This is a genomic window from Rhizobacter sp., from assembly GCF_035702065.1.
Taxonomy (GTDB): domain Bacteria; phylum Pseudomonadota; class Gammaproteobacteria; order Burkholderiales; family Burkholderiaceae_C; genus Rhizobacter.
In genome coordinates, this window is record NZ_DASSRA010000286.1 from 1 (window position 1) to 4542 (window position 4542).

Below are 4542 nucleotides of genomic sequence, written 5' to 3' on the forward strand. Positions count from 1 at the left end.
CGGGTCGCTGTCGTTCGCGGTGATCGTGAGTCGCGCGGCCGGCCTGTCCGATCCGCGCACCTACGGCTCGAAGAACCCGGGCGCGACCAACGTGCTGCGTTCGGGCCACCGCGGTGCGGCGATCGCGACGCTGGTGCTCGACGCGCTGAAGGGCTACGTGCCGGTGGTCCTGGCGCTGGTCTTCGGCCCGCGCTTTGGTCTGGGCAACGGTACCGTGGCGCTGGTGGGCCTGGCGGCCTTCCTTGGGCACCTGTGGCCCGTGTTCTTCCGCTTCGAGGGGGGCAAGGGCGTGGCCACGGCGGCGGGTGTGCTGCTGGGCTTCAACCCCTGGCTGGGGTTGGCCACACTGGCCACCTGGCTGATCATCGCGGTGTTCTTCCGTTACTCGTCGCTGGCGTCCCTCGTGGCCGCGGCCTTCGCGCCCTTCTACCAGCTGCTGATCTGGGACCATGACGCCATCGCGGCCTCCATCGTCGTGATGAGCCTGCTGCTGATCTGGCGCCACAGTGCCAACATCCAGAAGCTCATCGCCGGCAAGGAAAGCAAGATCGGCCAGAAGGCCGGTGCCGCCGCCCACGCTCCCGCCAAGGGGGCTCACAGCAAGGGACACAAGACATGACGCATGCCGTACGGCGATACCACGTGGGCGACAGGCTGTCGGAGATGGCCATCCACCACGGCACGGTCTACCTCGCGGGCCAGGTGCCCGACGACACCACGCAGGACATCCGCGGCCAGACGCGCCAGGTGCTGGCCATGGTCGACAAGCTGCTCGCCGAGGCCCACACCGACAACGCGCACATCCTGATGGCGCAGATCTACCTGGCCGACATGGCCGACTTCGCCGGCATGAACGAGGTCTGGGACGACTGGGTCGCCCCCGGCGACGCGCCGCCGCGCGCCACCGTGCAGGCCAAGCTCGCCAAGCCGGAGTGGAAGATCGAGATCGTGGTGACGGCGGCGCTGAAGGTTTAGTCCGCCACGAGACCAAGGCGCGCCGGGTCGCCGCGACCCACGCGCCCGAGCAGCGGCGGTTCGCTCGTCAAGTCCACCACCGTGGTTGGCTGCGCGGGGCAGGCCCCCGCATCGACCACCACCTGCACCTGACCCATGAAGCGCTCGCGGATCTCGTCCGGGTCGTTCATCGGCTCGGTGTCGCCGGGCGCGATCAGCGTGGTCGACAGCAGGGGCTGGCCAAAGACATCGAGCAGCTCCTGCAGCATCTTGTGCTCGGGCACCCGAAGGCCGATGGTGCGGCGCGAGGGGTGCGAGACGCGGCGCGGCACTTCCTTGGTGGCTTCGAGGATGAAGGTGAACGGCCCGGGCGTGCCCAGCTTGAGCAATCGGTACTGCTTGTTGTCGACGCGGGCGTAGCTCGCGAGTTCGGAGAGGTCGCGGCACAGCAGCGTGAGGTGGTGCTTGTCGTCGACGCCGCGGATGCGCCGCAGGTTCTCGGCCGCGGCCTTGTCGTCGAGGTGGCACACCAGCGCGTAGCTCGAATCGGTGGGGACGGCGGCGATGCCGCCACTGTGCAGGATGTCGGCGGCCTGCTTCAACAGGCGGGCCTGCGGGTTCTCGGGGTGGACTTCGATGACCTTGGCCATGCTCTTTGCTCGTACCCCGCTCAGTCTGCCGTCAACGCCGATTCGCTCGGTGCGATGCGCTGCGCCGCCGCGCTCTCGCGCAGGTTGAGCCACACCGAGGCCGCACCGCAGGCCGCCACCACCGCCATGCCGACGAAGGCCCAGCCATCGGGCACGTGGCGGAACACCAGCCAGCCGGTGAAGCTGGCGAAGGCAATCTGCATGTAGGTGAAGGGCATCAGCACCGGCATGGGCGCCACGCCCAGCGCGAGGATCAGGCACAGGTGGCCGGCGGTGCCTGCCACGCCGGCCAGCACCAGCACCGCCCAGATCGAAGGCGGTGCGGCCTGCAGCGCCTGCCAGGCCTGCAGGGGCTGCAAGGCCAGTGCAACCAAACCGACGATCACCGCACCCACCAGGCCGGTGTAGAAGTGCGTGGTCAGCGGGTGTTCCAGGTGTGAGAGCTGGCGCGTGAGCAGCTGGAAGCTCGCGTAGATGAGGGCCATCACCAGTGGGATGGCGGCCACCCAGCCGAAGAGGCCGCTGCCGGGGCGCACCACGATCAACGCGCCGACGAAGCCGCCGGCCACCAGCGCCAGGCGCAGCGGCGACACGTGCTCGTGCAGAAAGACGGCCGCCAGCACCGTCACCAGCACCGGGGTGAGCATGCCCACCGCGGTGAACTCGGCCACCGGCATGTACTGGATGCCGAAGAACAGCAGCGCACTCGTGGCCAGCAACAGCGAGCCGCGCAGCACCTGGAACTTGGGGTGCTCGCTGCGGAAGAGGTTGCCGCCGCCGCGCGCCCGGCGCACGACCAGCCACACGCCCATGATCAGCGCCTGCAGGGCATAGCGGGCGAAGAGCGCCACGATCACCGGCAGGGTCTGGCCCAGGTACTTGGCGCTGGTGTCGAGGGTCGCGAAACACATGCCCATCGTCAGCATCAGGCCGATGCCCAGCAGCGGCCGGGGCTTGGCACCGCCCGGCAGGGAGGGGCCGCGGCTCACGGGTGATGCACCCGGTCGCTCAGGGCTTCCCACACCGGCGTGAGCTGCTTGGGCAGCGGCGGCAGGGTGCCGAGGTCGATGTGGCTTTCGTCGGGGCTGTGGAAGTCGGAGCCGCGCGAGGCGAGCAGGCCGAACTCGAGTGCGGTGTCGGTGTACTTGGCGAAGTCGGCCTGCGAATGGCTGCCGGTCACCACCTCCACGCCCTGGCCGCCATGCGTCTTGAACTCGCTGAAGAGGGCGTATTCCTCGTTCGGCGTGAACTTGTAGCGGCCCGGGTGGGCGATCACCGCCATGCCGCCGGCCTGCGTGATCCAGCGCACCGAGTCGCCCAGCGTGGCCCAGCGGTGCGGCACGAAGCCGGGCTTGCCTTCGACCAGGAAGCGGCGGAACACCTCGGAGGTATCGCTGCACACGCCCGTCTCGACCAGGTGGCGCGCGAAGTGGGTGCGCGAGATCAGCTCGGGGTTGCCCACGTACTTGAGCGCGCCTTCGTAGCTGCCATGGATGCCGACGGCGGCGAGGCCTGCGGCCATCTCGCGGGCGCGGGCCTCGCGGCCGCCGCGGGTGGCAAACAAGCCCGCCTGGAGTGCAGCGTCATCGGCGTCGAAGCCAAGGCCCACGATGTGCACCGTGGTGCCGGCGAAGGTGATGGAGATCTCGGTGCCCGTGAGGTAGGACATGCCTTGCGACAGCGCGGCGGCGCGTGCGCGGTGCTGGCCGCCGATCTCGTCGTGATCGGTCAGGGCCCACAGGTCGACGCCGTTGGCGCGCGCGCGCGCAGCCAGTGCTTCGGGTTCCAGCGTGCCATCGGACACGACGGAATGGCAGTGCAGGTCGGCGTTGAGGATGCTCACGCGAGAGATTGTAGGCAGCCGCCTCCCTTGTCGCGTCAGCAGGGCTACTCCCGGTCGACGCGGATCAGCTTGCCGCTGTCGGTGAGCAAGTAGAGCCAGCCGTCCGGTCCTTGCTTCACGCAGCGGATGCGCTCGCCGAGCGAGCCGAACAAGCGCTCGCGCGAGGCTTCGGCATTGCCCTTGAGCACGACGCGCCACAGTGCGGTGTCGGCCAGTGCGCCGAGGAACAGGTTGCCCTGCCATTCGGGAAAGCCGCCACCCGTGTAGAAGGTGAGGCCGCTCGGTGCGATGGAGCTGTAGGGCGTCGGAATGCCGGGCGCCGGCCAGCGGCTCACGGGCTCGGTGTACCTGGGTGCGTGCACGCCGCCGCCGATCTCGCAGCCTGCCTGGCGCGAGCCGTAGTTGCAGCCGTAGCTGACCTCGGGCCAGCCGAAGTTCAGGCCGGCGCGTGCCAGGTTGAGTTCGTCGCCGCCTTGGGGGCCGTGCTCCACCACCCACAGATCGCCGGTGGTCGGGTGCAGGGCGGCGCCTTGCGGGTTGCGGTGGCCGGTGCTCCAGATCTCGGGTCGCGCGCCGGCGCCGAGCTTGGGGTTGTCGGTCGGCATGGAGCCATCGCGCTGGATGCGCACGACCTTGCCGAGGTCGCTGCCCAGGTCCTGCGCCGGGCTCTTCTTGTTGCGCTCGCCCAGCGTGATGAACAAGGTCTTGTCCGCACGGAAGACGAGGCGTGAGCCGAAGTGGTTGCCGCCGTCGACCTTCGGCAGCTGCCGAAAGATCGGCGTCGCCGGCACGTCGATGAGCCGGTTGTTGGCGACGTCCAGCCGGCCGCGGCTCACCGCCGTGCCTGCGCCGCCGGGGCCGGCTTCGGAGTAGGCGAAGTAGACCCAGTTGGAGCCGGTTGTGGCGAAGTCGGGGTCGAGCGCCACGTCGAGCAGGCCGCCCTGGCCGCTGGACACGACCGCGGGCACACCGGCCAGCGGGTTCGACTTGGTCTTGCCGTCGGCACTCAGCAGCACCATCGTGCCGGCCTTCTGAGTGACCAGCATGCGGCCGTCGGGCAGGAAGGCGAGGCCCCAAGGGCTGTCGAGCGTGTCG

General features: G+C 69.6%; 6 protein-coding genes. 2 read left to right on the forward strand and 4 right to left on the reverse strand.

Annotated elements, in window-relative coordinates; translation table 11 throughout:
- Both plsY and VFL64_RS13065 read left to right on the forward strand, forming a co-directional pair.
- A partial coding sequence (gene plsY / locus VFL64_RS13060; RefSeq protein ID WP_489540813.1) for a glycerol-3-phosphate 1-O-acyltransferase PlsY occupies window positions 1-619 on the forward strand: 619 nt, incomplete at its 5' end.
- Window positions 616-975, forward strand: a complete 360-nt coding sequence (locus VFL64_RS13065; protein ID WP_489540814.1) for a RidA family protein — start codon at window positions 616-618, stop codon at window positions 973-975. The genes plsY and VFL64_RS13065, both read left to right, overlap by 4 nt.
- On the opposite strand, the gene VFL64_RS13070 is transcribed toward VFL64_RS13065, so the two are convergent.
- The 4 genes from VFL64_RS13070 to VFL64_RS13085 form a co-directional block, all read right to left on the reverse strand.
- Window positions 972-1604 carry an L-threonylcarbamoyladenylate synthase gene (locus VFL64_RS13070; RefSeq protein WP_489540815.1) on the reverse strand — a complete coding sequence of 211 codons (633 nt, stop codon included), beginning with the start codon at window positions 1602-1604 and terminating at the stop codon, window positions 972-974. The genes VFL64_RS13065 and VFL64_RS13070 overlap by 4 nt on opposite strands.
- Before the next feature lie 20 nt (window positions 1605-1624).
- Complete coding sequence (locus VFL64_RS13075; RefSeq protein WP_489540816.1) at window positions 1625-2593, reverse strand: DMT family transporter; 969 nt, start codon at window positions 2591-2593, stop codon at window positions 1625-1627.
- The gene (locus VFL64_RS13080; RefSeq protein WP_489540817.1) at window positions 2590-3447 is read right to left on the reverse strand and encodes a 3',5'-nucleoside bisphosphate phosphatase; all 858 of its coding nucleotides are present in this window, start codon (window positions 3445-3447) and stop codon (window positions 2590-2592) included. The genes VFL64_RS13075 and VFL64_RS13080 overlap by 4 nt, the downstream gene beginning before the upstream one ends.
- A gap of 44 nt (window positions 3448-3491) precedes the next feature.
- A partial coding sequence (locus tag VFL64_RS13085; RefSeq protein WP_489540818.1) for a PQQ-dependent sugar dehydrogenase occupies window positions 3492-4542 on the reverse strand: 1051 nt, incomplete at its 5' end.